Here is a 25245-nt window from a genome sequence, read left to right on the forward strand (position 1 = left end):
GGGATCATCCGGCCTGGAGTTCTCGTCCGGGTGTGGCCCAGACCGTGCGGACACCACTCGGTCCGGCTCCGCGATCGACAACCGCCAGCAGTACGGCACATCCGATGCCCGACAACACGAGGCTCGTGCCGAACAGCGCGGGATAACCGAACACCTCGCCGACGACCCCCGCAGTGAACCCGGCCACCCCCTGCACCACGACGATCGCGCACGCGAGCAGGGTGTAATCGCTGCCCGCATGGTCCTTGTCCGCGGCATCCATCATGAGGGTGAACACCGCGACGGTCGCGGCACCACCGAGGACGTGTTCGGCGAGACTCGCGGAGACGATGAGCCCGAATCCGCCGTATCCGAGCGAGGCGATCACGTACAGCGCGAGGCTCGCGGTCTGGGTGGCGCCGCCGATCAGCAGGGCCTGGCGACGGCCGCGACGAAAGCACAGCCACCCGCCCAGCGCCGCTCCCCCCAGTGCGCCCACCGAGGACAGCACCCCCTTGACGAGCGCGATCTGCCCGAGGGTGAGCCCCGAGTCGGACATGAACGGGCCCACCATCGACGACGCCATCGAATCGCCGAACTTGAATCCGCCGATGAGCAGGATGAACGCGAGCATCCCGGGCCGGCGCAGACGCACCCACCATCCCGCCGCCATCCGCGCCGCCTTCCGCGGCGCCCGCGGCGGCGCATCCCGCCTCTCCGTTCGCGGCAGCCACCACACCGGAATCGTGGTCAGCACCAGCAAGATCGCCATCGCGAGGAACAGGCTGCGCCAACCGGCGAGGGAGAAGACCCACAGCAATGCTCCACCACCGACGATCATCCCGATGCGGTAGGCGCCGACCTGGATACCGTTGCCCAGCCCGCGCTGCTTCGGTGAGAGCAGCTGCACGGCCAGACCGTCGGTCGCGACGTCCTGGGTCGCAGACAATGCATTGATCACTGCGATGCCGACGAGCAACCACCGCAGTGTCGACGACAGGTCGAGACACGCCAGCCCCAGCGACACCGCCGATGCCGCGAGTTGGAGCGAGAGCAACCATCGCCGCCTGGTCCCGTAGTGATCGACATAGGGCGCCCACAGGAACTTCAGGGCCCACGGTGCGAAGAGCACACCCGTCGCGCTGATCGCGATCAACGAGAAACCGGACTCGCGGAGCACCACCGGAAGTGCTTGGGTGAAGAACCCGTACGGCAGACCCTGGGCGAAGTACAAGGCCGTCAGCAAGGCCAGGGTGCCGGACGGGATGCCCAACCGGGCGGCGACGCTCATGCGGACATCGTGGCAGACCACCTGCCTGCCGGCTCACCCCGCGGGGCGGCGCCGAGGACGGCCGATGGGATGATGGTGCCCGTGCCGATGCCCTCACCGTTGCCCGTGAAGAACGGGGTCGGACCCACGCGACTGCGCGTTCCGACGTCCGGTCCGTGGGCCACGATCGCCGAGTTCGTCGTCGCGAGGTTCGACCATCTGGATTCCGACGATCTCTACCGCCGGTTCGACGACGGAGAGATCGTGGATATCGACGGCCGGCCGGTCGGCCGCGGCACCGCGCTCGGCGCGCACACCTTCGTCTGGTACTACCGCGATCTGCCGGTGGAGGAACCGGTGCCCTTCCACGAGGAGATCCTGTACGTCGACGACGATCTCGTCGTGATCGACAAACCGCACTTCCTCCCCACGACCCCGGGCGGACGATATCTGCGCGAGTCCGCCCTCGTCCGGTTGCGGACGCGCCTCGACAATCCTGATCTGACGCCGATCCATCGGCTCGATCGCGCGACCGCCGGCCTGGTGATGTTCTCGGCCCGTCCCGCGACGCGGGGTGCATACCAGTCGCTGTTCGAGAAGCGTCGGGTCACCAAGGTGTACGAGGCGGTATCGGCACGGCCGCCCGAGTGGGACCCGGCGGCACCGGAACTCGCCGGACACCCGGTGCCCGTCCGCTACCGCAATCACATCGAGGCGCGACGCGGTGAGTTGCGTGTGGTCGTCGACGACACCCGAGAACCCAACTCCGAGACGGAGGTCGAGGTCCTCGGTGCCGGCGTGAGCGGATCCGGACGTGCCGTGCTGCACACCCTGCTGCGTCCGCACACCGGACGAATGCACCAGCTGCGAGTACACCTGGCAGCGCTCGGTATCGGGATCCTCGGCGACCGCTGGTATCCCGAGCTGCTCCCCGAGGCACCGGACGACCACTCCCTCCCCCTGCAACTACTGGCGCGGCAACTGGAATTCACCGATCCGTTGTCGGGACGGACACGGCGGTTCACCACCCGCCGGATCCTGTCCGAGGCGCCTGTCCCGGACGTCCTCACGTCCGGTGAAAGAACCTCGCAATAGCGCGTTTTCACGCTGGAACCACGAGTTCGGCCACCGAATCCGTACAACCCCCGTCGCGCGCAATACGCTGGGTGAATGAGGAAAGTCGTCGACGGCTACCTCCGGTCGCCGTTTTCGGGCATCGCGCCGTGGATCCTCATGTCCGTTCTGTCGTCACCGGGACGATTCGAGGAAGCGGTGTGCTTCGCGCTCGGTCTGGTCCTCATGACGATGTGGGTGGGTTCGCGTCGCGGCATCACGATCCACGTCCTGGACATCTTCGGCGCATCCTTCTTCGTCGTACTGGCAGGAGTGGGATTGTTCGCCCCCGACGGTGTCATCGCCTGGATGGAGACCTGGGCCGGTGAACTCACCAATATCGCTCTGGCGTTGTTCGTCGTCGGCACGTTGATCGCCCGCAGGCCGTTCACGCTTCCGTATGCGAAGGAGGACACCCCCGAGGAGTACTGGACGTCGTCTCTGTTCATGAAGATCAACTACGTGATTTCCGCAGTCTGGGCGGGGGCGTTCACATTTTCTGCGATCGTCGGCGCGATCGGTATCGCCGTGACGGACGACCCGAACGATTTCTGGACCGGTTGGATCCTCCAGCTGGCCGCGATCTTCTTCGCGGTCGCCTTCACCGAGTTCTACCCCGACTACGCCCCCGCGAAGGAATCTGCAGCGCAGGGCAGTCCCGAGGCCGGCCCGTCGTTTCTGGAACTCGTCGACTGGCTGCCCACCTTCGTCCTGGTCGTCGGAATCTTCGGGTGGGTCACCGATGCACTACCCGCCGGCCTCGGAGTCGGAATGATCGCCGCGGGCATCCTCGGGAACGCAGTGATGCACAATCTCACACCGAGCGCCCGCGAGGGCCCCGTCGTGAACGAGGGGTGACGGCGGGGTACCGACGGCGGATACTGCGGGGCATGACTACCGAGGATCACGACCGGCCACAGCACGGATCCGACGCAGGTGGGACGGGCGACGCACCGGTGAACCGGCGAGAACACAAGACGCGTGTCGCGGCTGCGGCGAAACGGGTCGCGGCAGCTTCCGCCGAACTCAATCGGCGGCTCGCTGCCGAACATCACCGGTGACCGGAAGCGTCGTCGGGGTCGAGGCATCTCGGTCGGACGAGGGATCGTCCGTTGTGCCCGCCGCTCGCGCACGTCGCATACCGACCGCGTACAGCAGGAGCCCGACGACGATCCAGGTGACGAGCGTCAGCAGCGCGACGAGTCCGCCTGCGCCGTCGAAGTAGGCGGCCGAACGCACGAGGGTTCCTGCCGCACCGGGGGGAAGGATCTGCCCGAACACGCCGAGCCCGGACGGAAGCCATGCCGATGTCGTGGAGATACCGGCGAGAGGATTACCGAGGAACATCATGGCCATCGCGCCGAGGGTGAAGCCCTTGGTGCCGAAGGCCTTCTGGAGACCGGCGAGGGGAAGGGCCAGCGCCGCGATCCCCAGGGCCATCGCCGCCGCGACCGGCAGGAAGGCCGATTCGATACTGCCGAAGACGAACATGAGGACCGAAGCCACCACGAGCCCCCCGACCGCAGCGAAGACGAGCAGTCCGGTCAGGTATCCGGCGTCACTGCGCGGCAGCACCTTACGGAAGGCGACGACCGGCACGATCCCGCCGAACACCAGGGGGAAGGCCAGCCCTCCGATACCGATGCCCGTGGGGTCGGATTCCGGCAGCGGTACGACGTCCTCGACCGACACCCCCGCCCCGATCACCCGGCCGACGGCCTCGGCGGTCCCGGTGAGCGCGCCGGAGATGGCGGTCGAGCCGGCCCCGGCGACCAGCGTGCGAATGCCCGTCTCGTCGACGACGAACCCTCCGACGACGTCGCGGTCGCCGATCGCCTCCTTCAGTTCCTCTTCCGAGCCGAAGCGCTGCGGCGTGTAGGAATCGGGCGCAGCCGACTCGAGTTCGTCCTCGAATCCGTCTGCTGCCGAACCGATTCCGACGACTCCCACCGCCAGATCGTGTGGTCCGCTCTTCAGCGACGGCATGATGAAGACCAACAGCAACAGGACCAGGATCACCCCCAACCCCAAGGTCATCCCGGCCACCGAGAGTGCGGGATGAAGCGGGCGAGCGGTGGCCCGCCCACTCGCGTCGGGAATTGCCGTTCTACTGGCGCCTGCCATCGATACTGTCCTTATCCGAATCGACTAAATGGATAATTTTCCTCCACTTATACCGGAGTATATTCCTCCGGTTAATATGATGGTGTCAAGCGAAGTTCCTCACACCCGCGACCGGAAGGAGGCGACCGATGCGCTCCGATGCCGCGAAACGTCGTCAGCTGATCATTCAGGAGGCACGTCGGCTGTTCGCCGCTCACGGAAGCAACGTCGCGCTCGAAGCCGTCGCCGAGGCCGCCGGGGTGGGGATCGCGACCCTCTACCGGAACTTCGACTCCCGAGCCGCACTGGCGGACGAGGTCGCGCTGGCCATCCTCGCCGACATGCGACGTGCGTGCGCCGACGCACTGGACACCGTGGGGTCGTCGCCCGAAGCCGCATGGGCGGGCTACGTGCAGCGACTGGTCGACCTCGATCTGGGTGCCCTGTCCGCCACCCTCGCAGAGTTCGTGACGGACGAGATCTCCGGGACGGTGCGAGATGCCCAAGCCCGGACGCTCGCCGGTGTCGAAGAGCTGCTCGACGCGGTTCGGTCCGCCGGAATCGTGCGCGCCGACATCGACGCGCTGGAACTGATCCTCACGATCGGATTGATCACCCGCCCCCTCCCGGACGCGATCCGCGCAGCTACCCCGCATCTGGTCCCGCGAATGGTGTCGATCGTCCTGGCGGGGATGCGCCCTGCGTGATCCGAACACGTGAGCGGGACAGCCTTGCGGACCTACCCGGCGCGTGTTCGAATCGGCGCCGTGAACACCGTCGCGCGCCTCTCACCGCTCCTACTCGTCACGATGTCGGCGTTCCAGGCGGCGCTGGCCGCCGGCGCGCCGTGGGGGCGCGCGTCGTACAGCGGCAAGCACAGCGGTACGTTGCCGGGACGGTTGCGCGTCGCGAGCGCAGCAGCGTCGCTCACGTACGCCGCCGGCGCCGCGACCCTCGCCTCACACCGCACCCACCCTCGCGTCAGGCGAGCGATCGGCCGCGGGTGCGTCGCGATCGGCATCCTCGGAACCGCAGCGAATGCACTCTCACCGTCGCGCCCCGAGCGGATGTGGAGCGCCTGGTCGTTCGCACTTGCCGTGAGCGCGTGGCAGGACCTCGCCGCCGCCTCGGAAAAGCCCGACCGGACGTAGATCGCACCACCGCGTCACGCGTGTTCGCGAAACGGAAGCCGGGACACCACTGCGGCAGCCCACCGTCCGAGGAGGACCGCCGCGACGATCGCCCGTCGCATGATGTTGGCGACTCCCCGGCGGGGTAGCTCGGCGATATGGGGCTCCGCGATCTCCGGAGGGCAGAAACCGTTGTGCACCATCATTTTCACCACGTACACCGCCGCGAGCTGATGAGCGTCGAGCACACTGTGCCCCATCCTGTGGACGGAGATCAGCACCGCGTCCGGGATGAGATCCACGATCTTCTCTGCGATGGGGGGCGGCGTCCGTAGATCGCGATCACCGGAGATCACCGCGGTGGGCCACGAGAATTGCGTTATCTGCGAGGGAAAGTCGAACGGTTCCGCCACGAAGTCCGGATTACGTGCAGCGGCCTCCACGAACAACTCCTGCGGGTCGAGCAACCCGCCATCGGGCGGCAGCCCGTATCCGAGCTCGCGGAACGCGATTCGCGCAACGAGATCGGGTTCGAAGAAGAAGGGTGTCCCCCCATCGTCCGTCACGACCGCGCCCGACTTCGCGAGCTTGTTCCAGATCCGCCGTAACCGTCCGTTGCTCCGGCCGACGAGCAACTGTCGGAGAACGTCGGCACCCGCATACTCGTATGCGATCTGCACGACCGCGCCGACCTCCCTCGACGGCACACCGCGTGCGAGCGCGGTACGCACGGCATCGGCGACCGGTGCCAGCTCACGATCGGTACCGTCGAGGAACAGACCCCGCCGGTATGCGCGCGACAACTCGTGATCGTCCCGGACGGACAGCATCGGCGAATCGAGGATCATGCCCGCGACCCGATGCGGATGACGCACCCCGAAGGCCTGCGCGAGATAGGTCCCGTAGGACGACCCGAAGACGACCACACGCTCGATACCGGCATCGTCGAGAACCGCGACGAGATCGTCGACGACCTTGCCGATCGTGAAGGCTTCGCTCGGCAGATCGTCACCGTGCTCGTCGCGGCGCGACAATCCGACACCGCGATGCTCCACCATCACGATGTCGAGCCCCTCACGGCTCGTGCGACGCCGCAGGTCGACATAGGGCAGCACGGAAGCAAGGCCCGGACCGCCCGGCAGGACGAGAACAGGCACTCCCCCGCGTGGCCCGGTCCGGACATAGGTGAGGAGGAACTGTCCGCCGGTGTCGTCACCGATGGGTCGCCTCACCGCGTGACCGTGACGGCCTGCGGCCCGGCGCGCCACCACCCGGAACCCGGCTGCCAGGAGCGAAGCCATACCTCCACTCAACCACGACAGACCGTCGTGGGAGCAGCTGTGCCGGGAATCGAGACTCGGCACGTCCGACGCGGCGCGGAAGCCGAGCCGACCCTCCGGAACATCCGCCTGCGGGTCAAGGAGGGGCGCGACCGAACTACTCGACCACCGAACGAACGATCTCGGCGATGCGTTTCTCGGTGTCGTCGTCGACGGTCTCGAGGTACCACGCCGCGGGCATCAGTGCCCCGTCCGCCCCGCCTGCAGGTCGGAAATCGGCCTTCTCGGTGATCGCGAGGTTCACGCGTTCGTCGTTGCGCAGCGTCAGGAGCGCGGGGGCACCGGCGGACTTCGCGTAGGCGGGCATTCCGTACCAGATCCGCGGCTTCAGGGTGGGCGCCGCAGCCATGATGATGTCGTGCACACGCTGCATGATCGCCCGCCGCGGCTCGTCCGTCTTCGAAATCTTGTCGAGCACCTGCGCCAGGTTCTTCTCGTCCTTCGACGGCATGTCATGTCCTTTCCTCGGCCGATGCCGGGCATCAGCGGAATGAAGTGGCGTATCGAAACGCCGCACTCCATCGGGACATGTCCTGACTGCTCAGGCCTCTCCGCAATGATTCACGTGGTCGTCACGTGGAAGCGCAGTCGGTGGCGTGTACCACCGCAATCAGGATACCTGTCGCACAGGCGGATACCGCCGAAACCGCAGATTCCCGCCACACGGAGCCGACCCGAACGATTCCGGAAACGCTCGGTGCACGGGTCCCGAATGACACGCAGGTCCGAGGGATCGGTCACTACACGTTGAAGCGGAACTCCACCACGTCGCCGTCGGCCATGACGTAGTCCTTGCCCTCCATGCGGACCTTGCCCCGGGCCTTCGCCTCGGCCATGGAACCGGCCGCGTCGAGATCCTCGAACGACACGATCTCGGCCTTGATGAAGCCGCGCTCGAAGTCGGTGTGGATCACGCCGGCCGCCTTGGGTGCGGTGTCGCCCTTGCGGATCGTCCACGCGCGGGATTCCTTCGGACCTGCCGTGAGGTAGGTCTGCAGGCCGAGGGTGTGGAAGCCGGCGCGCGCGAGCTGCTCGAGACCGGCTTCGGTCTGGCCGATGGATTCGAGCAGTTCCATCGCCTCGTCCTTGTCGAGTTCGAGAAGCTCCGATTCGACCTTGGCATCGAGGAAGACGGCGTCCGCAGGAGCGACGGCCTGACGCAGTTCCTCCTTGCGCTCCTCGTTCGTCAGAACCGCCTCGTCGGAGTTGAACACGTAGAGGAACGGCTTGGCGGTGAGCAGGTGCAGGTCGCGCAACAGTTCACCCTTGACCTCGGCCTGGGCGGAGAAGATGGTGCGGCCGTCCTCGAGGATCGCCTGCGCCTTCTTGGTCTCTTCGAGCTGCGCGACGAGCTCCTTGTTCTTCCGGGACTCCTTCTCGAGTCGCGGCAGGGCCCGCTCGATGGTCTCCAGGTCGGCGAGAATCAGCTCGGTCGCGATGACCTCGATGTCGGCCATCGGATCGACCTTGCCCTCGACGTGGACGACGTCCGGGTCGTCGAACACGCGCACGACCTGGCAGATGGCGTCGGCCTCGCGGATGTTGGCGAGGAACTTGTTGCCCATGCCCTCCCCGGCGGACGCGCCCTTCACGATGCCGGCGATGTCGACGAAGGAGACGGTCGCCGGGAGGATGCGCTCGGAACCGAAGATCTCGGCGAGCCGGTTCAGCCGCGGATCGGGCAGTTCGACGACACCGACGTTGGGCTCGATGGTGGCGAACGGATAGTTCGCGGCCAGCACATCGTTCTTGGTCAGCGCATTGAACAGCGTCGACTTGCCGACGTTGGGAAGACCGACGATTCCGAGGGTAAGGCTCACGGAATCGGTAGTCTACGCGGCCACTGCGGGCTCACTTCATCCGCACGCCACGCGCACCAGTTGGGCGATGCGCGCAGCCTGATCCTCGTCCGGCACGGTCGACCCGTTGGCCGCCACTTCCGCCACCTTCGCGTTCACTTCCCGATCGCTCGCGTCCCCGTCGATCAACGGGCACGTCTCGCTGACGATGGCCTCGATCGACTGCGTTTCCCGGTCGGCCGACAGCGAGGGGAAGCCGGCACGGAAGGCAGCGACGAAGACGTCGATCTTCGCCTCGTCGAAGATGTCGCCGGCCCGATCGGCGGCGCTCGAGGCGATGCTCTGCACGGACGAGGCCGCGCCCTCCGCCTGGTCCTGGACGCTCGTGACGGCGACGTCCGCCGACGACCGCACATCCTCCTCGCTCGGGGTGTCCTCGGCGCTGCACGCGGCGAGGACGACGGCGGCCGCGATCGCCGTCGCAGCCGAGAGAAGACGCACACGTCCGGTCGCACTCGTTCGATTCGTCACGTTTCGAGAATGCCACGAAAGGGGACTCTTCACCGCCGTACCCGCGTGTCGTCGGGACCACGCACGGCGCTCGGTCACCGTAGATTGACGACTATCGATCGGTATCGAGCTCGATACATGTCGGAAGGACCGTCGTTGACCGAATCGAAGACCGCGCCCGGTGGCGGCAGCGGCGACAAGCCGGGGAGACCCGACCGGGCGAAGCTGCTGGGTGCCGGCGGGATATGGCTCGCCAAGTGGTCGGCCTGCCTCGTCGTCATCGCTGCCGGTGCCGTGGTGCTCGGCTGGATCATCGCGAAGATGTGGGTGATCGTCCTCCCGGTCGCCCTCGCCATCGTGGTCTCGACCATCCTGTGGCCACCGACCCGGGGCATGACCAAGCGCGGGGTACCACCGGCAGCCGCTGCCGGACTCACCCTGGTCATGTTCTTCGCCGTCGTCGGTGGCATCATCGCCGGAATCGTGCCGTCGGTGATCGATCAGGTACCAGATCTGGCCAACAAGGCGACCCAGGGCATCAACACCGTGCAGGAATGGGTGAAGGGGCCGCCGATCAATCTGCGCGACGAGCAACTCGACAACGCGGTCAACGCTGTCGTCGAACGGGTGCAGGGTAGTGCCGCGACCATCGCCGGTGGTGTCTTCACCGGAGTGAGCACAGCGGGTTCACTGCTCGTGACGCTCGGTCTGGTGCTCGTGCTGACGTTCTTCTTCATCAAGGACGGTCCGCGATTCCTCCCGTGGCTGCACCGTGTCAGTGGTGGCCGCGCCGGACGTCACCTCGAAGCGGTGCTCGGCCGCATGTGGGACACGCTGGGCGGGTTCATCCGTACTCAGGCCCTGGTGAGTTTCATCGACGCCCTCTTCATCGGTATCGGCCTGCTGATCCTCGGAGTCCCGCTCGCACCCGTGCTGGCGATCCTCACCTTCATCGGCGGGTTCATTCCCATCGTCGGTGCGTTCGTCGCAGGTGCGCTGGCCGTCCTGGTGGCGTTGGTCGCCAACGGCTTCACGACCGCGCTCATCGTCCTGGTCCTCATCATCGCGGTTCAGCAGATCGAGGGGAACGTGCTGCAGCCCGTGCTGCAGTCGCGTTCGATGAATCTGCACGCGGCCGTGGTGCTGCTCGCCGTCACCGCGGGAGCGTCGTTGTTCGGCATCGTCGGCGCGTTCCTGGCCGTGCCCGTCGCAGCAGTGGCTGCGGTCGCCATCCGTTACATCGGTGAGCAGATCGACGAGCGCGCCAGCGAAGGCCAGGAGGAGACGAAGGCGCTCCCGGCCCCGGGCGACACCTCGGTCCCCGACCCGAAGACCTCCTCACCGCAGCCCTCCTCGCCGGAGGCTTCTCCCCCGGAAGAGTGAGGGCAGCTCAGCTCGCCATGCGAACGGTGGATCCCGAGCGGCCACGGATCACGTGCAGCCTGCTCGGAATCCGCTGTCGCATCTCGTCGACGTGACTGACCACGCCCACCACGCGACCGCCCGCCCGCAGTTCGTCGAGCACACCCATCACGGCTTCGAGTGAGTCGGCGTCGAGCGTGCCGAAGCCCTCGTCGATGAACATCGTGTCGAGCACGAGCCCCCCGGCTTCGGCGGCGACGACGTCGGCGAGGCCCAGGGCGAGGGCGAGGGACGCCTGAAAGGACTCCCCTCCCGAGAGGGTCTTGGTGGAGCGCACGACCCCGGTGTACTCGTCGTGGATGTCGAGTCCGAGACCACCGCGGCGTCCCCTGCTCTCCGCAGCGTCGGAGTGCACGAATTCGTATCGCCCGCCGGACATTCTGCGGAGCCGCACCGACGCCGCGTCGGCGACCTCCTCGAGTCGCGCGGCGAGCACGTACGAGCGCAGCGACATCTTCTTGGCGTTCGAGCCCATGCCGGCCACGACGTCGGCGAGCGCGGACAGTTCGGCGTGTTCGTCGAGCAGCGGAGCAAGTTCGGCGCAGGCCTCCTCGAGGCGCTTCGTATAGGCCTCGATATCGAGATGGCGGCGTTCGGCCTCGGTGGCCGCGCTCAGGGCCGTCTCGACTGCGGCGGCACTCTCCTCCACCACGGCACGGGCCGCCGCCTCGTCGGCGACCTCGTTCCCGGTGAGGGCGGCGACCGCGGGGTCCTCGAGGGTGGAGGTCGCTACCGCTCGCCGGTCGTCGGCCTCGCGCAGGACACGGTCGATCTCGGCGAGCCGCTCGGGTGACCGGACAGCGGCACGAGCACTGTCGAGGTCGGTGAAGCCGGCCTCGACGGCCGCGGACCGGGCGTCGGCGGCACGTTCCTCGGCGACCGTCCGGGCGTTCAGGGCAGCCGAACGGGCGTCGAGCAGTGCGGTCCCGGCGGCGGACAGGGCAGCGACCTGCGCGCGTCGCGGCGCGAGCCTGTCGAGGTCGCCGACGGCGTCGACGATGCGATTGCGGATCTCGGTGATCTCCGCCGCACGTACCGCGTCCTCGCGTGCGAGTTCGGTCAGTTCGGCGTCGAGTCGCTTCTCCTGCTCCTCGAAGACCGTGTCGAGCTTGCGGAGATCTTCGACCACTGCACGGAGCCGGTCGAGACGTCCGGCGGTCGCGGCGGCCCGGTCGTGGATGCGAACAGCCTCGGCGTGGGCCACAGCGAGGTCGTCCGCCTCCGCTCCCCCGCACCGCTGCCGGAGAACGGCGACGGTACCGGAGAGATCGGTGACGGCCTCGCGGGCCTGCGCCAGTGCAGCGGCGGCGCGTTCCTCGACGAGGCGAGCACGTTCTTCGTCGGCCTCGGTCGCGGTGCCGGGGGCCGGGCGGGCGGGGGCAGGGTGTTCGGTGGCTCCGCACACCACGCAGGGATCCCCGTCGACGAGCCGCGCCGCGAGTTCGGCCGCCATTCCGTCGATGCGCCTCTGCCGGACATCGAGATGGGCTTCGCGCGCATCGTTGAACTCGGAATGCAGCTGCACGACGCGACCTTCGAGACGATCGAGTTCGGTTCGGTGAGAAGCAAGCTCGTTAGCGGCATCGAGCGCGTCGGCGGCCCGGTCGCGAGCCTCCGACAGGCCGGGCAGCGTCGCTGCCGCTCGCTCGGCCTCGGCGACCGCAGCGACGGCGGCGGCCGAGCGCTCGGGGAGCGCTGCGCGGTCGTCGATCACCTGCTGCCGCTCGTCGGTGAGAGCGCGCCGGCGAGCGGCGAGGCGGTCGCGGTCGGCCTCGAGTTCGGCCAGTCGCCGACGACGGTCGAGCAGGACGTCGAGACGCGCTGCCTCCGAAGACCATTCCTCGCATCGCGGACGGATGATGTCGCGGTCGGATCCGGCGGGCGTCGGCCCGATCCCGGCGAGCAGTGCGCGGCCTTCGTCGTCGCCTTCGAGCGGCGCCGTGGCCGCTGCTGCCCGGGCGGCCGCGGTGTCGGCATCCTGCGCGAGGCGGTTCGCCTCCCGGTCGAGCACGGCCACGCCGACCGCACGATGCGCGGCGTCGCGTTCGGCCCTCATGACGGCGCGGCGGGCCTGCGTCTGCTCGAGCTCGGCGAGGACGTCCAGAGCATCGCGACGGCGGCGGAGCCGGTCGGCGAGAGCCGTGGTCTCGTCGAGCTTGCGCCGAGTGGCCTCGTCCACCCTGCGGGCACGCCCGAGGGCCGCCGCAGCGGCCTCGCGGTTCTCCGCGGCATCGGCGAGCAGCCGATGTGCCCACTCGACGGGGTCGGCGTCGGCACCGGCCTCGATACCTGCGGACGCTGCCACCTTCGCCGCGAGCACCTCGACCTTCTTCTGCTGCTCGGCAAGGAGTTTCGTGCCCGCCCCGCGGCGGTCGCGGAACCACTGCTCGACGTCACCGAAGCGGGTGGTGTCGAACAGTCGCTCGAGCAACCTGCCCCGTTCTTCGCTACCGGCGCGCAGGAATCGGGCGAAATCACCCTGCGGAAGAAGGACCACCTGGAAGAACTGTTCGGCACTCATCCCGAGCAGCGACTTGACGACGTCGCCGATGTCGGGGATGCGTGACAGGTTCTCCCCCGACCCGTCGAGCCAGATCAGATTCGCCTTCGCCTGCTGTTTGACGGTGCCCGTGCCGCGCAGCTTCGGACGCTCGAATTCGGGGCTGCGCTCGATGCGCAGGCGACGACCGGCGATGGTCGCCTCGAGCCGGACCCTCGGCACCGCACCGGCGGGCGCGTGGTCGGACAACAACCGGCGACCGTCGGCGCGCGCGCCGGGCACGGTGCCGTAGAGCGCGAATGCCACGGCGTCGAGGATCGAGGTCTTGCCCGCACCCGTCTGCCCGTGCAGCAGGAACAGTCCGTCGGCTCCGAGTTCGTCGAAGTCGATCTCGACCGTGTCGGCGAACGGCCCGAAAGCAATGATCTCGAGGGAATGCAGTCTCATGCCGGCACATCCGATCGCCACGGCAGGTCGGTCTCCGTCACCTCACCGATCCCGCGCCGGCGGTCGACTTCCCGCAGGGCTTCGTCGACCCAGCCGACCTCACGCTCCGACGGTTCGGAGCGCACGTCGGCGAGGAACGCAGATGCGATGTCGCGGTCGCTGCGCCCGCGCACCTTGTCGCGGTAGCTGCCCTCCGTGCTCCCGGCCGGGCGCTGCCATTCGACGTGCACGGCGAAGGCGAAACGTTCCTGCAGCCGGCGCATGGCTTCGAGCGGACGGACCGCGTCGGTCAGGATCGCGGAGACGTAGTGATCCTCGACCGCGGCGTGTGCGGGATCGGCCAGCAGGTCGTCGAGATCGCCTTCGAGCCGGGTGAGTTCGCGGACCACCGGTAGGTCGACACGCTCGATCTCCGCAACGCCGGACTCATCGAGATCGACCACGAACACCGCCTTGCGATGCGTGCGCTCACCGAAGGAATAGGGCAACGGCGAACCCGAATAGCGGACCGTCTCGCTCACCGTCTGCGGTGAGTGCAGATGCCCCAGCGCGACGTAGTGCGCACCCTCGAAGGACGTCGCGGCGACCGTCTCGACACCTCCGACCGAGATGGATCGTTCGGAGTCGCTGGCCTGGCCTCCGACGACGAAGGCGTGCGCGAGGACGACGGTGCGGGCGCCGCGGCCCGCGGCATCGGCCCGCACCCTCTCCATGGCGGCGTCGAGGATCTGCTGGTGCGAGCGCGCCTCGGGCACACCGAGCGCGGCCCGGGTGATCTCCGGTTCGAGGTACGGGATGCCGTAGAAGCAGACCTCGCCGTGCTCGTCGTGCAGGACGACAGGAGTGTCGATCTGCGACACGCGGGTGATCAGATGCAGACCGCCGTGCGCCGCGAAGGCTGCACCGGCACCGAGCCGGACCGGGGAATCGTGATTACCCGAGGTGGCCACGATGACCGCTCCGGCCTCGCGGATGGCCTCGAGCCCGGCGTTGCAGACGGCCACGGCATCGGAACTCGGGATGGACCGGTCGTACACGTCGCCCGGCACCACCACCACGTCGATCCCGCGTTCGGCCACCAGGTCCGCGATCGCGCGAAGGGCACGCGCCTGGTCGGCGAGCAGGTCGACCCCGTGGAAAGTGCGGCCGATATGCCAATCGGAGGTGTGCAGGATCCGCATGGGACAGACGGTAGAGGAACAGGCCGACATCTCCGGATGCCGGGTGAATGTCGGATCGATGGGGCACGATCGGCCCCATGACGGCACTCACGGCCCTCGGCTTGCTCGTTGCGCTCGCTCTCGGCGTGGCGCTCGGCTGGCTGTTGCGCGCCTCCCGGGACGGTGAACGGGCAGCCCACGCCGAGGCCCGGCTCGCGGCCCTGCGCGACAACGAGGAGCAGTTGCGTCAGTCGCTCGCGGCGGTGAGCGAGGATGCCGCCCGCCGGCAGTCCGGTGCCATCGGAGACCAGGTGTCGCGGCTCGTCGGGCCGTTGAACGAGGCCGTGGGGGCGCTCGCACGGCAGGTCGAGCACGTCGAACGTAGCCGTGTCCATGCCTACGCGGGTCTGAGCGAACAGGTCGAGGGCATGCACCGCGCATCCCAGCTGCTGTCCACCCGCACCCAGCAGCTGGTCACGGCTCTGCGCGCGCCCCAGATCCGCGGTCGCTGGGGCGAGATCCAGCTCGAGCGCGTCGTCGAGCTCGCCGGGATGGTGCGCCACTGCGATTTCGACACCCAGGTCGGCAAGGACGGCGTGAGGCCGGATCTGCTGGTCTACCTCGCCGGCGGCAAACAGATCGTCGTCGACGCGAAGGTGCCCTTCGCCGCGTACCTGGACGCCGCCGAGGCCGAGGATCCCGTCGAGCGCGACCGCCATCTGACCCGCCACGCACGGCAGCTGCGCACCCACGTCGACCAGTTGTCCGCGAAGGCCTATTGGGAGTCCTTCGATCCGACGCCGGAGTTCGTCGTGCTGTTCGTGCCGGGCGATCCGTTCCTCGACGCCGCGCTGGGCGCCGACCCCGACCTGCTCGAGCACGCTTTCGCCCGCAATGTCATCCTGGCGACCCCGACCACGCTCGTGGCGCTGTTGCGCACCATCGCCCACACCTGGCGGCAGGAGGCGCTCTCCCGGGACGCCGCGACCATCCATCGGCTCGGCCGTGAGCTGTATCAACGGCTCGGGGTCGTCGGTTCGCATCTCGACCGGCTCGGCAACCGGCTCGGCCAGGCCGTCGATTCGTTCAACCTCACGGTCTCGTCGATGGACACCCGGGTGGGGGTAACGGCCCGCAAGCTCCACGACCTGGAGATCTTCGACGGTGAGGTGCCGGAGGTGCATCGGGTGGACACGTGGCCGCGGCGCAGCACTCTCGCGGAAAGGTCACCGGCGGACGGTCCTGTCGACGAAGCCGGCTGACATCCTCACGCTAATGTCTAGGTTGTGTCTGCAACCCAACGTGCACGCTCGGCGGTGCCGCTCGACATGCGGTCGTTGGTACCCACAGTGCCCGGCGTGCCCTGGTGGGCTGCCGTCGCGATCGCAGCGGGAACCACGCTCGTCGGTGTGTTGCTCGACAGCGCACGAGGGAACGAGCTGACCGCCGCGTTCACCGCGTTCTACGTGCTCGGCTGCGTCGCAGCGGTGGTGGCGGTGCGTTATCGCGGACTGTTCACCGCGATGGCCCAGCCGCCTCTGCTGCTGTTCGTGGCCGTTCCGATCGGTCAGCAGTTCGTCTCCTCCGAGAGCATGAGCGGCCTCCAGGATCTCGCGCTGAACATCGCCTATCCGCTGGTCAACCGATTCCCGGCGATGCTGCTGGCGACGGTGCTGGCGCTCGCCGTCGGCGGCTTCCGGATCTACGTGGCCCGGCAGGCGACCGGAGTGCGAGCCGCCCGGGCCCCGCGCGAGCGTGCGCGCCCCCGCGCGGCGAAGGCGAAGACCGCGGCGCCGGGCGACCGTCCGGCGCGGCGCGCGGCCCGGGGGCGGCCGTCGGCCGCGACTGCCACCCGCGGCGGCACCGCCGTGCGGACGCCGAGCGAGAAGGCCTCGGTCCGCGACGTCACCGATACCCGCCCGCGGCGGCGTGTCCGCGCCGAGCGCGCGGTGGACGAGCATCCCGTTCCGCGGCGTACGCGCGCTCCCCGCCCCGCCGACCCCGTGCCGGCGGAAGATCGCCGCCCACGGCGTCGCCCGGTGGCGCCGGAGCCGGAGGTCGGGCGTCCGGCCGCAGCCCCGACACAGGCCGCCCCGACACAGGCCTACGACGCGCCGCGCGTGCGCTATCGCGACCGCTACGAGGACTGAGCCCGCGTCCCGGGCCGGGGACGATCAGGGACGACGCGAGGGCCGCAGTTCGCGCGGCAGCGCAAACACGAGTGTCTCGTTGGCGGTCGTCACCGGCCGGACGTCGTGGAAGCCGTGCTCGTCGAGGAACTCGACGACACCCTGCACGAGGATCTCGGGCACCGATGCGCCCGAGGTGATACCGACGGTCTCGACCCCCTCGAGCCATGCCGGATCGATCTCCCGCGCGTAGTCCACGAGGTGCGCTGCCCTCGCGCCCGCACCCAGGGCGACCTCGACGAGCCGCACCGAGTTCGACGAGTTCCGCGACCCCACGACGATCACCAGGTCGCATTCCGGTGCCATCGCCTTCACCGCGACCTGGCGGTTCTGGGTGGCGTAGCAGATGTCGTCGCTCGGCGGATCCTGCAGTTGCGGGAACTTCTCGCGGAGCCGTTCCACCGTCTGCATGGTCTCGTCGACGCTGAGCGTGGTCTGCGACAGCCAGATGACCTTGGACGGATCGCGCACGGTCACCGAGTCGACGGCGCCGGGGCCGTCGACGAGCTGCACGTGGTCGGGGGCCTCACCGGCCGTCCCTTCCACCTCTTCGTGGCCTTCGTGACCGATGAGCAGGATGTCGTAGTCGTCGCGCGCGAATCGCTTGGCCTCCTGGTGGACCTTCGTCACCAGCGGGCAGGTGGCGTCGATGGTGCGGAGCTGCCGGGCTGCGGCGGATTCGTGGACCGCGGGAGACACACCGTGCGCCGAGAAGACGAGGACGGCGCCTTCGGGCGCTTCGTCGGTCTCGTCCACGAACACCACACCGCGTTCGGCGAGGGTGTCGACGACGTGGCGGTTGTGCACGATCTCCTTGCGGACGTAGACCGGCGCACCGTACTTCTCGAGCGCTTTCTCGACCGTCTCGACCGCACGATCGACACCGGCGCAGTAACCGCGCGGCTCGGCGAGCAGGACACGCTTTCCGGAGGCGGAGGAACCGGCGGACCTGGTGATCCCGACTTCGAGTGGAACAGGCGCAGACATGCCTCCAGGGTACGGGGCGCATCCGCGAGGGGCTTCCCAGCTCGGGGGCGGGGCCGTCACCGGCTACCAATCACGCCGATCATCGGGCAGTCTTGGGGGCATGATCCGTCCACCGTTCCTGGCACGTGTGGCTGCCGGCGTTGCTGTCACCGCCTACGAAGAGACCCTCAAGCTGCCCAGCACAGCCGTTTCGTTGCCGATGACGACGGTGAGCCAGATCCTGCAGACGACGATGCGGTTGCAGCAGGTGATGACCTCGCTGGCGATCAAGGGCGATCAGGTCTTCGAGCTCTTCGGAGGAGAACCTGCCGAGACCGCCCAGTGGGCGACCTTCGACGAGGACGACGCCGCCCCCACCGACGGTGCCGGACCTTCGGCGGGCACCACCGCGAACGGCGCGCCCGGGCGATTCGCCCTGTACTCGATCCCTCCGGAAGCCGAGGCCGCCGCCGCGAGCGAGACGACCGGCCCGGCGGAGACCACCGCGGCGACGCCCGATGCCGCAGAGAACACGGCGGCGGCCACCGAGGAGAAGTCCACCGATACGAAGGTCGCCGACCGGCCCGAGATCGTCGAAGACCTCGATTACGACTCGCTGACCCTCGCTCAGCTGCGTGCCCGCCTGCGCGCACTGTCGGTGGAGGAACTGACGGATCTGCTCGACTACGAGAACGCTCATGCGGCCCGTCCACCCTTCGTGACGATGCTGTCCAACCGGATCACGAGCGCACGTAACCGGTGACGACCGGACAGAACACCGGACGGCCGAACTCCGCGGATCATCCCTGGCCCGTCCGCACCGTGGCCCAGAAGGTGGCGGGCTGGATCGACAAGCTCGGCACCATCTGGGTCGAGGGTCAGGTCACCCAGATCAACGCCCGTCCCGGCACCCGGACGGCGTTCCTGACGCTGCGCGATCCGTCGGTGGACATGTCCCTGCAGGTGACCTGTTCCCCCCAGTTGCTGCAGCAGTCGGCGGTGCCGCTCACCGAGGGCAGCCGCGTGATCATGTTCGGCAAGATGACCTTCTGGCCCGGGCGTGGAAGCCTGGCATTGCGGGTCACCGAGATCCGGGCCGTCGGCATCGGGGAACTGCTCGCCCGGCTCGAGCGCCTGCGCGCCCTGCTCGCGGCCGAAGGACTGTTCGATCCGCGGCTCAAACGTCCGCTGCCCTTCCTGCCGCGGCGCATCGGCCTGATCACCAGCCGCGGCAGCGCGGCCGAACGCGACGTGCTGACGGTCGCACAGCGACGCTGGCCGGCCGTGCACTTCGACGTCCGCCACGCCACCGTGCAGGGCCCCACCGCGGTGACACAGATCCTCGAAGCGCTCGAATCCCTCGACGCGGACCCCGAGGTCGACGTGATCGTCCTGGCCCGGGGCGGCGGCAGTGTCGAGGATCTGCTTCCCTTCTCCGACGAGGCGCTGTGCCGGGCGATCGCGGCGTGCACGACTCCCGTGGTCAGCGCGATCGGCCACGAACCCGACAGCCCCCTGTGCGACCACGTCGCCGATCTCCGGGCCGCGACTCCCACCGACGCCGCCAAACGGGTGGTGCCGGACGCCGTCGCCGAACTCGATCTCGTCGACGAATTGCGTGCGCGGTCCGCGGCTGCCCTGCGCAACTGGGTACGACGGGAGGAGCACGTCATCGCGCAACTGCGCGACCGGCCCGTCCTGGCCGATCCGTTCCGCGATCTCGACCGGCGGCACGAGGAGATCGACCGGTTGCAGCACACGGCGCGGCGCGACGTCGCACGCCTGATCGCCTCGGAGGCGTCGACGCTGGAACACCTGCGGGCACGTCTGGCGACCCTCGGTCCGGCGGCGACGCTGGCGCGCGGTTATGCGGTGGTGCAGCGGGTCGTGCCGGGCGGCGACCCCGAGGTGGTACGCACACTCGACGAGATACCCATCGGCACCCAGCTCCGGGTGCGGGTGGCGGACGGTGCGGCTCGCGCAGCCGTCATGGGACACGAACGGTAGAAGGGCGGGAATTGACGAACGTGGGAACCGACGACCCCAACGCCGACGTGCGGGAGTTCGGCTACGAGCGTGCTCGTGACGAACTCGTCAACGTCGTGAAGATGCTCGAGCAAGGCGGCCTCGATCTCGACGAGTCACTGCAGCTGTGGGAGCGCGGCGAGGCCTTGGCCAAGCGCTGCGAGGAACACCTCGCCGGTGCTCGCGAACGGGTCGAACAGGCACTCGCGTACGAGGAGGACGACGACGAGGAATACGACGAGGACGAATGACCTCGGTCAGGGTTCGAGCGGTTCGGCCTTACCCGCGGCGGTGGCCAGAGCGGTGAACTCGGCCTCGTCGCCGGAACCGCCGATGAGGATCCGCACGTCCCCGAAGTCGGAGACCCAGATGGCCTCGACGCCTTCGCCGCCGTAGACCACCCAGTCTCGGTCCTCGATCGCGCGGACGTCGGTGACGGCCCGGTAGTCCCCGGCGACGAACCGGACCAGTTCGTCCTCACCGGCGTTCGACTGGGTGAAGCGCACGTAGCGGCCTGCCGGAGTGATGAAGCCGACGGTGCTCGAATCGCCGCCCTGGTTACCGGCGATGATGTTGCGGCTTCCGGAGTTGGGCTGCCAGTCCTCGGGCACGTCGGGATGGCGGATCGGGAAACCGAGTTCCTTCGCGTCGTACGCCAGTCCGGCATCGATGTCGAAGCTCGGCACCGGACCCGCGGTCGGCCCGCCCGGCTTGAACTCGCACTGACTTGCAATCGCAGCGATGAACAAGCACAGAACGACGAGCGGGATGAGCGACCACGCCATGTCGCGCGTGTCCTGAAGAATGCGAGGTTTCGAGGAAGCCACGCCTCCAGTCTGACAGCCCCGCAACCGTGGCGTTCAGGGCGGTCGGGTCCGACAGTCCACACGGTCGGCCGTGATGAGACAATAGCCACGCGACACACACGGATCGTGCGGACGCCTCCGGCGGCCGCTCCCTCTGCCGGCGCGTCCGCGTCGGCCGAAAATCTTCAGGAGGCAGTAGCCCATGACGGCCAGCACCCCACGCCGCGAAGCTCCGGATCGCAACCTCGCTCTCGAACTGGTCCGCGTCACAGAGGCCGCGGCGATGGCGGCCGGCCGGTGGGTCGGGCGCGGCGACAAGGAGGGTGGCGACGGTGCCGCGGTCGACGCGATGCGGCACATGGTGAGCTCCGTGTCGATGCAGGGTGTCGTCGTGATCGGCGAAGGCGAGAAGGACGAAGCGCCGATGCTGTACAACGGCGAGGAGGTCGGCAACGGCGACGGGCCGCTCTGCGACGTCGCAGTCGATCCGATCGACGGTACGACGCTCATGTCCAAGGGGGCACCCGGTGCGATCGCGGTGCTCGCGGTGGCCGAGCGCGGAGCGATGTTCGACCCGTCCGCCGTGTTCTACATGGAGAAGATCGCCGTCGGTCCCGAGGCTGCGGGCGTCATCGACATCACCGCGCCCGTCGCGGAGAACGTCCGCCGCGTCGCCAAGGCGAAGAGCGTCGCGATCTCCGACCTCACTGTGACGATCCTCGATCGTCCCCGTCACGCGCGCATCATCGAGGAGGTGCGGGAGGCGGGCGCCCGCATCCGCCTGATCTCCGACGGCGACGTCGCCGGTGCGATCGCTGCGGCACGGCCGGGCTCGGGCGTCGACATGCTGCTCGGTATCGGTGGCACCCCCGAGGGCATCATCGCGGCAGCAGCGATGCGGTGCATGGGCGGTGAGATCCAGGGCCGGCTCGCCCCGACCGACGACGCGGAGCGCCAGAAGGCGCTCGACGCCGGGCACGATCTCGATCGGGTGCTCACCACGACCGATCTCGTCACCGGTGAGAACATCTTCTTCTGCGCGACGGGCGTCACCGACGGTGAACTGCTGCGCGGTGTGCGCTACTCGGGCGGTGGCGCCGAGACGCAATCGATCGTGATGCGCAGCAAGTCGGGCACGGTCCGCATGGTCGAGGCCTTCCACCGTCTGCAGAAGCTCAGCGAGTTCTCGTCGATCGACTTCCACGGTGTCGCCGGCGCGCATCCTCCCATGCCCTGATCCTCCGGATCGATTCCCGGCAGGGGCGCTGACACGAGTTCTCGTGTCAGCGCCCCTGCCGTCTGTTCCCGCGGCCTAACGTGGGAGTCATGACCGACACCGAACAGTCTTCTCAGCAGTTCCGTATCGAACGCGACACGATGGGCGAGGTCCGGGTTCCGGTCGACGCCCTGTGGCGTGCCCAGACCCAGCGGGCCGTCGAGAACTTCCCGATCTCGGGGCGCGGGCTCGAGCGTGCGCAGATCCGCGCGCTCGGTCTGCTCAAGAGTGCCTGTGCCCGGGTGAACAAGGATCTCGGTCTGCTCGAGCCCGACAAGGCCGAGGCGATCATCGCGGCCGCCGATGCCATCGCGGCAGGTGAACACGACGACCAGTTCCCCATCGATGTCTTCCAGACCGGTTCCGGCACGAGTTCGAACATGAACGCCAACGAGGTCATCGCGTCCCTTGCCGCGAAAGCCGGGGTGACGATCCACCCCAACGACGACGTGAACATGTCGCAGTCGTCGAACGACACCTTCCCGACAGCGACGCACGTCGCCGCGACCGAGGCCACGGTCAAGGATCTGATTCCCGCGCTCGAACACCTGCACGGTGCGCTCGCCGAGAAGGCACGCGAATGGCGCACGGTCGTCAAGTCCGGGCGCACTCACCTCATGGATGCGGTGCCGGTGACGCTCGGACAGGAGTTCGGCGGTTACGCCCGCCAGATCGAGGCCGGAATCGAACGACTGCGCGCGACGCTGCCCCGGCTCGGTGAGCTGCCGATCGGCGGCACCGCGGTCGGAACGGGGCTCAATGCACCCGTGGATTTCGGACCCCGGGTCGTGGCGGTCCTCGTCGAGAGCACCGGCCTCGAGGAGTTGCGACCTGCCAGGAACAGCTTCGAGGCGCAGGCGGCGCGGGACGGCCTGGTCGAGGTCTCAGGGGCACTCCGCACGATCGCGGTGTCGCTGACGAAGATCGCCAACGACATCCGCTGGATGGGTTCGGGGCCGCTCACCGGGCTCGCCGAGATCCAGCTGCCCGATCTGCAACCGGGTAGCTCGATCATGCCGGGTAAGGTCAATCCCGTTCTGCCCGAGGCTGTCACGCAGGTGGCCGCCCAGGTCGTCGGGAACGATGCCGCGGTGGCGTGGGGTGGCGCGGCCGGCGCGTTCGAGCTCAACGTCTACATCCCGATGATGGCCCGGAACGTCCTCGAGTCGATTCGTCTGCTGGCCAATTCGTCCCGCTTGTTCGCCGATCGCTGTGTCGTCGGGCTCGTCGCGAACGTCGAACGTCTGCGCCTGCTGGCCGAGTCGTCGCCGTCCATCGTGACCCCGCTCAATTCCGCGATCGGTTACGAGGAGGCGGCAGCCGTCGCCAAGGAGGCGCTGAAGGAGGAGAAGACCATCCGTCAGGCGGTACTCGATCGCGGTCTGATCGACGAGATCCTGACCGAGGAGGAACTGGCGCTCCGGCTCGACGTGCTCGCCATGACGCGGATGGACCCCGAGGAATGACCGCCCGGGCCCGGCCCGTCGTGGGCCGGGCCCGCCGGGTCACTCCTGGAACACCTCGGTCTGCCCGTCGATGTAGGTGATGTAGCCGAACTGGAAGTTGCTGCGGAGTCCCTCGGGGGTCTGTTCCTCGTCGCTGATCGGGAATCCGAGAACACCGCCGGCACCGCCTTCCGCCTCCCAGGCCGTCCGGATCTCACCCCACACGATGTGGGCGTCCGTGTCGGGACTCCAGGCGATGATGCCGCCTTCGAACTCGGCGATCATGCCGTCGCCGATGTCCTCCTGCTGGCCGGTCGGCGCGCCGAGCGGGCTGGATGCCCCGCCGACCTCGTCGTATTTCTGCAGGATCGGCCCACTGAGTTCGACGTCCTCGCCGCCCGCGCCGGGGACCGCGCTGGACTGGTCCGCCGCGGGTTCGGAGGGCTCGGGCTCGTCGTTGCCCTGGGTGATCGATTCGACGGCACTCTGGGCCTGGGAGCCCACACTCTCCGCAGCGGACTGGACCGCGCTGGTCGCGCTGCCCACCACGTCCTGCGCGGAATTGCCGCTGTCGCCGCAGCCCGCGACGGCCAGTCCGACCACGGCAGCCGCCGCCGCCACCAGCGCCCTGCGTCGGGGATCTCGCTTCATCGCTCCACTCCTGTCGCCGATGAGCACGGGTACCTGATTTCAGGGTGCCCGACTCTCCCGCGGCACGATCCGGTTTCCGGCGATTCCGTGACCTGTGGGAATCCGTCCCCACCGCCGACCTGCGAGCTATACGATGCGACGCATCGACGTCGAGGAGAGCGATGAGCACAACCGCCACCACCGGGCAGGATGCGATCGGCACGGTCAGGAATTTCCTGGACGCGATGGTCGCAGAGGATCCGAGCCGGGCGAGCTCACTGATCACGGACGACATCGCGTGGCACAACACGTGGCTACCGACGATCCGCGGCGCGTCCCGGGTGCACCGGATACTCGCCGGGCTGACACGACCCTCACTGGGTTTCGATGTCGTCGTCCACCACATCGCCGCCGAGGGCGACGTCGTCCTCACCGAACGCACCGACATCCTGCGGTTCGGCCCCGTCCGCATCGAATTCTGGGTGTGCGGGACGTTCGAGCTGCGAGACGGCCGAATTGCCGTCTGGGACGATCACTTCGACGTACTCACATTCCTCCGCGGGACGCTCGTCGGAGTACTGCGGGCCGCTCTGCGTCGCTCCTGACCGTCTCCTCCCCGGTCGGGCATAGAATCCGGTCGTCGTCGAACGGTTCGGCGACGATCGAACAGGGAGCGATGGATGTCCGACGCCGAGCACACTCCGGGATTCACGACGGGACTCGGAATCCGCCGCGAAGTGATGGGTGACGATTTCGTCGAGCGGGCGTTCGAGCGTGCCCGCGGTACCGACTCCGAGACCATGCAGGAGTTCGTCACCGAGCACGCCTGGGGGGCGGTGTGGTCCCGGCCGGGCCTGGACCGTCGCAGTCGCAGCCTGCTCAACCTGGGCATGCTCATCGCTCTGCGCGCCGAGAACGAGCTTCGCGGACACGTCCGGGGCGCACTGCGCAATGGGCTCGGCCGCACCGAGATCGTCGAATCCGTCGTCCACTGCACGGCATACTGCGGCGCTCCCGCGGGACTCGCCGCGATGCGGATCGTCCAGGAGGTCCTCGAGGCCGAACTCGGCCCCCTGCCCGACGAGACCGAGAAGGACTGACGACGACGGCGCGCCCGGCGGAATGCCGGACGCGC

At 68.5% G+C, this 25245-nt stretch carries 25 protein-coding genes; 14 read left to right on the top strand and 11 right to left on the bottom strand.

Annotated elements, in window-relative coordinates; translation table 11 throughout:
• Positions 1–4: 4 nt before the first annotated feature.
• Positions 5–1270 (bottom strand): MFS transporter, encoded by a 1266-nt coding sequence (locus tag MOM01_RS10320; protein ID WP_241385327.1) that lies wholly within the window; start codon positions 1268–1270, stop codon positions 5–7.
• A gap of 69 nt (positions 1271–1339) precedes the next feature.
• Here MOM01_RS10320 and MOM01_RS10325 point away from each other — a divergent pair, with 69 nt between their 5' ends.
• Together MOM01_RS10325 and MOM01_RS10330 are read left to right on the top strand one after the other, a co-directional pair.
• Positions 1340–2344, top strand: a complete 1005-nt coding sequence (locus MOM01_RS10325) for a pseudouridine synthase (RefSeq protein ID WP_241385328.1) — start codon at positions 1340–1342, stop codon at positions 2342–2344.
• 75 nt (positions 2345–2419) lie between these two features.
• The gene (locus MOM01_RS10330; protein ID WP_241385329.1) at positions 2420–3220 is read left to right on the top strand and encodes a hypothetical protein; all 801 of its coding nucleotides are present in this window, start codon (positions 2420–2422) and stop codon (positions 3218–3220) included.
• 168 nt (positions 3221–3388) lie between these two features.
• Here the strand turns inward: MOM01_RS10330 and MOM01_RS10335 are convergent, their stop codons facing one another.
• On the bottom strand, positions 3389–4399 hold the full coding sequence (locus MOM01_RS10335) for an ABC transporter permease (RefSeq protein WP_241385330.1): 1011 nt from the start codon (positions 4397–4399) through the stop codon (positions 3389–3391).
• Between the two features lie 215 nt (positions 4400–4614).
• Between MOM01_RS10335 and MOM01_RS10340 the strand changes: the two genes are divergently transcribed.
• Together MOM01_RS10340 and MOM01_RS10345 are read left to right on the top strand one after the other, a co-directional pair.
• Entirely contained in the window at positions 4615–5172 is a 558-nt protein-coding gene (locus tag MOM01_RS10340; protein WP_241385331.1) for a TetR/AcrR family transcriptional regulator, read from the top strand.
• Positions 5173–5232: 60 nt separating this feature from the next.
• Positions 5233–5616, top strand: a complete 384-nt coding sequence (locus tag MOM01_RS10345) for a hypothetical protein (protein ID WP_241385332.1) — start codon at positions 5233–5235, stop codon at positions 5614–5616.
• A gap of 14 nt (positions 5617–5630) precedes the next feature.
• Here MOM01_RS10345 and MOM01_RS10350 read toward each other — a convergent pair whose 3' ends face one another.
• From MOM01_RS10350 to MOM01_RS10365, 4 genes are all read right to left on the bottom strand, one after another.
• Complete coding sequence (locus MOM01_RS10350) at positions 5631–6896, bottom strand: alpha/beta hydrolase (protein WP_241385333.1); 1266 nt, start codon at positions 6894–6896, stop codon at positions 5631–5633.
• Positions 6897–7032: 136 nt separating this feature from the next.
• Positions 7033–7386 (bottom strand): DUF1801 domain-containing protein, encoded by a 354-nt coding sequence (locus MOM01_RS10355; RefSeq protein ID WP_241385334.1) that lies wholly within the window; start codon positions 7384–7386, stop codon positions 7033–7035.
• Positions 7387–7675: 289 nt separating this feature from the next.
• Entirely contained in the window at positions 7676–8755 is a 1080-nt protein-coding gene (gene ychF / locus MOM01_RS10360) for a redox-regulated ATPase YchF (RefSeq protein WP_241385335.1), read from the bottom strand.
• Positions 8756–8791: 36 nt separating this feature from the next.
• Positions 8792–9265, bottom strand: a complete 474-nt coding sequence (locus MOM01_RS10365; RefSeq protein ID WP_241385336.1) for a hypothetical protein — start codon at positions 9263–9265, stop codon at positions 8792–8794.
• A 135-nt stretch (positions 9266–9400) separates the two neighbouring features.
• Here MOM01_RS10365 and MOM01_RS10370 point away from each other — a divergent pair, with 135 nt between their 5' ends.
• The gene (locus MOM01_RS10370) at positions 9401–10627 is read left to right on the top strand and encodes an AI-2E family transporter (RefSeq protein ID WP_374112291.1); all 1227 of its coding nucleotides are present in this window, start codon (positions 9401–9403) and stop codon (positions 10625–10627) included.
• A 7-nt stretch (positions 10628–10634) separates the two neighbouring features.
• On the opposite strand, the gene MOM01_RS10375 is transcribed toward MOM01_RS10370, so the two are convergent.
• A complete protein-coding gene (locus MOM01_RS10375; protein WP_241385338.1) occupies positions 10635–13613 on the bottom strand; it encodes an AAA family ATPase in 2979 nt (992 codons plus the stop codon).
• A complete protein-coding gene (locus MOM01_RS10380; protein WP_241385339.1) occupies positions 13610–14794 on the bottom strand; it encodes an exonuclease SbcCD subunit D in 1185 nt (394 codons plus the stop codon). Before MOM01_RS10380 ends, MOM01_RS10375 begins: the two co-directional genes overlap by 4 nt.
• Before the next feature lie 77 nt (positions 14795–14871).
• Here MOM01_RS10380 and MOM01_RS10385 point away from each other — a divergent pair, with 77 nt between their 5' ends.
• Positions 14872–16035 (top strand): DNA recombination protein RmuC, encoded by a 1164-nt coding sequence (locus MOM01_RS10385; RefSeq protein ID WP_241385340.1) that lies wholly within the window; start codon positions 14872–14874, stop codon positions 16033–16035.
• 24 nt (positions 16036–16059) lie between these two features.
• Complete coding sequence (locus MOM01_RS10390; protein ID WP_441347288.1) at positions 16060–16923, top strand: DUF6542 domain-containing protein; 864 nt, start codon at positions 16060–16062, stop codon at positions 16921–16923.
• Between the two features lie 24 nt (positions 16924–16947).
• Here MOM01_RS10390 and MOM01_RS10395 read toward each other — a convergent pair whose 3' ends face one another.
• Positions 16948–17949 (bottom strand): 4-hydroxy-3-methylbut-2-enyl diphosphate reductase, encoded by a 1002-nt coding sequence (locus MOM01_RS10395; RefSeq protein ID WP_241385341.1) that lies wholly within the window; start codon positions 17947–17949, stop codon positions 16948–16950.
• A 100-nt stretch (positions 17950–18049) separates the two neighbouring features.
• Between MOM01_RS10395 and MOM01_RS10400 the strand changes: the two genes are divergently transcribed.
• From MOM01_RS10400 to MOM01_RS10410, 3 genes are read left to right on the top strand one after another with little or no spacing between them, the layout of a single operon-like run.
• Positions 18050–18691 (top strand): lipid droplet-associated protein, encoded by a 642-nt coding sequence (locus MOM01_RS10400; RefSeq protein ID WP_241385342.1) that lies wholly within the window; start codon positions 18050–18052, stop codon positions 18689–18691.
• Positions 18688–19935, top strand: a complete 1248-nt coding sequence (xseA, locus tag MOM01_RS10405; RefSeq protein WP_241385343.1) for an exodeoxyribonuclease VII large subunit — start codon at positions 18688–18690, stop codon at positions 19933–19935. The genes MOM01_RS10400 and xseA overlap by 4 nt, the downstream gene beginning before the upstream one ends.
• An 11-nt stretch (positions 19936–19946) precedes the next feature.
• Positions 19947–20204, top strand: a complete 258-nt coding sequence (locus tag MOM01_RS10410; RefSeq protein WP_241385344.1) for an exodeoxyribonuclease VII small subunit — start codon at positions 19947–19949, stop codon at positions 20202–20204.
• A gap of 6 nt (positions 20205–20210) precedes the next feature.
• On the opposite strand, the gene MOM01_RS10415 is transcribed toward MOM01_RS10410, so the two are convergent.
• Positions 20211–20780 carry a DUF4245 domain-containing protein gene (locus MOM01_RS10415; RefSeq protein WP_241385345.1) on the bottom strand — a complete coding sequence of 190 codons (570 nt, stop codon included), beginning with the start codon at positions 20778–20780 and terminating at the stop codon, positions 20211–20213.
• A 181-nt stretch (positions 20781–20961) separates the two neighbouring features.
• Between MOM01_RS10415 and glpX the strand changes: the two genes are divergently transcribed.
• Positions 20962–21996, top strand: coding sequence for a class II fructose-bisphosphatase (gene glpX / locus MOM01_RS10420; RefSeq protein WP_241385346.1), 1035 nt, complete (start codon positions 20962–20964; stop codon positions 21994–21996).
• A gap of 89 nt (positions 21997–22085) precedes the next feature.
• On the top strand, positions 22086–23501 hold the full coding sequence (locus tag MOM01_RS10425; protein WP_241385347.1) for a class II fumarate hydratase: 1416 nt from the start codon (positions 22086–22088) through the stop codon (positions 23499–23501).
• A 39-nt stretch (positions 23502–23540) separates the two neighbouring features.
• On the opposite strand, the gene MOM01_RS10430 is transcribed toward MOM01_RS10425, so the two are convergent.
• Entirely contained in the window at positions 23541–24131 is a 591-nt protein-coding gene (locus MOM01_RS10430) for an LGFP repeat-containing protein (RefSeq protein WP_241385348.1), read from the bottom strand.
• A 161-nt stretch (positions 24132–24292) separates the two neighbouring features.
• On the opposite strand from MOM01_RS10430, the gene MOM01_RS10435 reads away from it, so the two are divergent.
• Entirely contained in the window at positions 24293–24715 is a 423-nt protein-coding gene (locus MOM01_RS10435) for a limonene-1,2-epoxide hydrolase family protein (RefSeq protein WP_241385349.1), read from the top strand.
• Positions 24716–24790: 75 nt separating this feature from the next.
• The gene (locus MOM01_RS10440) at positions 24791–25210 is read left to right on the top strand and encodes a carboxymuconolactone decarboxylase family protein (RefSeq protein ID WP_241385350.1); all 420 of its coding nucleotides are present in this window, start codon (positions 24791–24793) and stop codon (positions 25208–25210) included.
• Positions 25211–25245 lie beyond the last annotated feature (35 nt).

The sequence above is a fragment of the Rhodococcus sp. CH91 genome (assembly GCF_022554085.1).
Lineage (GTDB): Bacteria > Actinomycetota > Actinomycetes > Mycobacteriales > Mycobacteriaceae > Rhodococcus.

What these genes read in the sequence shown, in the direction of transcription:
- MOM01_RS10385 (WP_241385340.1), top strand. Translation starts at nt 14,872, where the DNA reads ATGACGGCACTCACGGCCCTCGGCTTGCTCGTTGCGCTCGCTCTCGGC.
- MOM01_RS10425 (WP_241385347.1), top strand. Translation starts at nt 22,086, where the DNA reads ATGACCGACACCGAACAGTCTTCTCAGCAGTTCCGTATCGAACGCGAC.
- MOM01_RS10335 (WP_241385330.1), bottom strand. Translation starts at nt 4,399, where the DNA reads ATGACCTTGGGGTTGGGGGTGATCCTGGTCCTGTTGCTGTTGGTCTTC.
- MOM01_RS10430 (WP_241385348.1), bottom strand. Translation starts at nt 24,131, where the DNA reads ATGAAGCGAGATCCCCGACGCAGGGCGCTGGTGGCGGCGGCGGCTGCC.
- MOM01_RS10440 (WP_241385350.1), top strand. Translation starts at nt 24,791, where the DNA reads ATGTCCGACGCCGAGCACACTCCGGGATTCACGACGGGACTCGGAATC.
- MOM01_RS10355 (WP_241385334.1), bottom strand. Translation starts at nt 7,386, where the DNA reads ATGCCGTCGAAGGACGAGAAGAACCTGGCGCAGGTGCTCGACAAGATT.
- MOM01_RS10400 (WP_241385342.1), top strand. Translation starts at nt 18,050, where the DNA reads ATGATCCGTCCACCGTTCCTGGCACGTGTGGCTGCCGGCGTTGCTGTC.
- MOM01_RS10435 (WP_241385349.1), top strand. Translation starts at nt 24,293, where the DNA reads ATGAGCACAACCGCCACCACCGGGCAGGATGCGATCGGCACGGTCAGG.
- MOM01_RS10375 (WP_241385338.1), bottom strand. Translation starts at nt 13,613, where the DNA reads ATGAGACTGCATTCCCTCGAGATCATTGCTTTCGGGCCGTTCGCCGAC.
- MOM01_RS10325 (WP_241385328.1), top strand. Translation starts at nt 1,340, where the DNA reads ATGATGGTGCCCGTGCCGATGCCCTCACCGTTGCCCGTGAAGAACGGG.
- MOM01_RS10350 (WP_241385333.1), bottom strand. Translation starts at nt 6,896, where the DNA reads ATGGCTTCGCTCCTGGCAGCCGGGTTCCGGGTGGTGGCGCGCCGGGCC.
- MOM01_RS10395 (WP_241385341.1), bottom strand. Translation starts at nt 17,949, where the DNA reads ATGTCTGCGCCTGTTCCACTCGAAGTCGGGATCACCAGGTCCGCCGGT.
- glpX (WP_241385346.1), top strand. Translation starts at nt 20,962, where the DNA reads ATGACGGCCAGCACCCCACGCCGCGAAGCTCCGGATCGCAACCTCGCT.
- MOM01_RS10330 (WP_241385329.1), top strand. Translation starts at nt 2,420, where the DNA reads ATGAGGAAAGTCGTCGACGGCTACCTCCGGTCGCCGTTTTCGGGCATC.
- MOM01_RS10340 (WP_241385331.1), top strand. Translation starts at nt 4,615, where the DNA reads ATGCGCTCCGATGCCGCGAAACGTCGTCAGCTGATCATTCAGGAGGCA.
- MOM01_RS10320 (WP_241385327.1), bottom strand. Translation starts at nt 1,270, where the DNA reads ATGAGCGTCGCCGCCCGGTTGGGCATCCCGTCCGGCACCCTGGCCTTG.
- MOM01_RS10380 (WP_241385339.1), bottom strand. Translation starts at nt 14,794, where the DNA reads ATGCGGATCCTGCACACCTCCGATTGGCATATCGGCCGCACTTTCCAC.